The organism is Kitasatospora cystarginea (assembly GCF_039533515.1).
Taxonomy (GTDB): Bacteria; Actinomycetota; Actinomycetes; order Streptomycetales; family Streptomycetaceae; genus Kitasatospora; species Kitasatospora cystarginea.
In genome coordinates, this window is sequence record NZ_BAAATR010000210.1 from 1 (window position 1) to 609 (window position 609).

The 609-nt window shown below is 70.1% G+C and carries 1 protein-coding gene; it reads right to left on the reverse strand.

Going from position 1 to position 609, the window contains the following annotated elements:
- The coding region (locus ABD369_RS40880) for an acyltransferase domain-containing protein (RefSeq protein WP_344641704.1) at nucleotides 1-609 on the reverse strand (609 nt) is incomplete at both ends.

Consider the following 609-nt stretch of genomic DNA (forward strand, 5'->3'; position numbering starts at 1 on the left):
CGTCGTGGAAGCGGACGGCCTCGCGGACGTGGCGCACCCAGTACTCGGCGGTGCGCAGCTCATCCGTGATCGAGCCGGTCAGGGTGGAGACGATCGGAATGCGCGGTTCGGCGAAGGTCAGGCCCTCGGCGACCTCACGGAACTCGGCGAGCATCGGCTCCATCAGCGGCGAGTGGAACGCGTGGCTGACGGTGAGCCGCTTGGTCTTGCGACCGTCGGCGGCCAGCTTCTCGGCGACCTCCAGCACGGCCTGCTCGGCACCCGAGATCACCACCGAGGTCGGACCGTTGACGGCGGCGATCCCCAACTCCTCGGTGAGGAACGGCAGAACCTCGTCCTCGCTCGCCTGTACCGCCACCATCGCACCACCGGCCGGCAGCTCCTGCATCAGGCGACCGCGAGCAGTCACCAGCTTGGCGGCATCCGCCAGCGAGAGCACCCCGGCGACGTGCGCCGCGGCGATCTCACCGATCGAGTGCCCGGCCAGGAAGTCCGGCCGCACACCCCACGACTCCACCAGGCGGAACAGCGCCACCTCGACCGCGAACAGCGCCGGCTGCGTGTACCCGGTCTGGTCCAACTCCTCCCCGCCGAACACCACCTCGCGCA